This is a genomic window from Mesorhizobium sp. M7A.F.Ca.US.014.04.1.1, from assembly GCF_003998745.1.
Classification (GTDB): Bacteria; Pseudomonadota; Alphaproteobacteria; order Rhizobiales; family Rhizobiaceae; genus Mesorhizobium; species Mesorhizobium ciceri.
The window spans coordinates 1-843 of sequence record NZ_RZRW01000496.1 but is presented as its reverse complement, the minus strand read 5'-3'; the positions used below and the strand labels follow the sequence as shown (position 1 = coordinate 843).

1 protein-coding gene and 1 pseudogene are annotated in these 843 nt (G+C 64.3%); both read left to right on the top strand.

What is annotated here, in order from left to right; genetic code table 11:
- A pseudogene (locus tag EOA22_RS39070) lies at positions 1-258 on the top strand (DNA repair protein RadA); the annotation flags it as partial.
- 63 nt (positions 259-321) lie between these two features.
- A partial coding sequence (locus EOA22_RS25960) for a CvpA family protein (protein ID WP_164755818.1) occupies positions 322-843 on the top strand: 522 nt, incomplete at its 3' end.

Sequence of the window (843 nt, the reverse complement as noted above, 5' to 3'; positions counted from 1 at the left end):
CCCACCGGTCTTGCCCTTCCCGCCGATTGCGTCTATTTCGGCGAAATCAGCCTTTCGGGCGCCGTGAGGCCGGTTGCGCATGCGCAACAGCGCCTCAAGGAAGCCGAAAAGCTGGGTTTTGGAAGCGCGGTTCTGCCCTCGGGCAGCGGGGAACTGGCCGGGGGGATCGGGGCCGGTTCTTTCCAGCCGACCGAGCTTGCCGACCTCGTGGCACGCATAGCCGGCTCACGCCGAAGCCGCGTGGACGAAGAAGACTAGAGCATCGGACCCAGAGCCCGATGTTCGGCGCTATAATGCGGCTCATGGAGTGGGGCGAAAGACATGCCGATTACGCTGCTTGACGGAATTCTCGTCGGCTTCACTCTGGTTTCGGCGATGCTCGCCATGGTTCGCGGCTTCTCGCGCGAAGTCCTGTCCGTCGTCTCCTGGGCCGCGGCGGCAGCGGCGGCGTTCTTCTTCTACAAGCCGGTCGTGCCTTACCTCGCTCCCTACATCGAGAATGAAAAGGTCGCCATGGCGGCCGCCGCCGGCGTGGTTTTCATCATCGCGCTGATCGTCGTCTCGGTCATCACCATGAAGCTCGCCGACTGGATCATCGATTCCCGGATCGGCGCGCTCGATCGTACGCTCGGTTTCCTTTACGGCGCCGCGCGCGGCATCCTGGTCGTTGCCGTCGCCCTGCTGTTCTTCAACTGGCTGGCCGGCGCCAAGGCACCAGCCTGGGTCACCGAGGCCAAGTCGCGGCCGCTGCTCGAACAAATCGGCGCCAAGCTCGAAAGCCTGCTGCCCGAGGATCCGGAAAACGCGATCCTCAAGAAGCTCAATCCGCACCAGCCGGCCGCC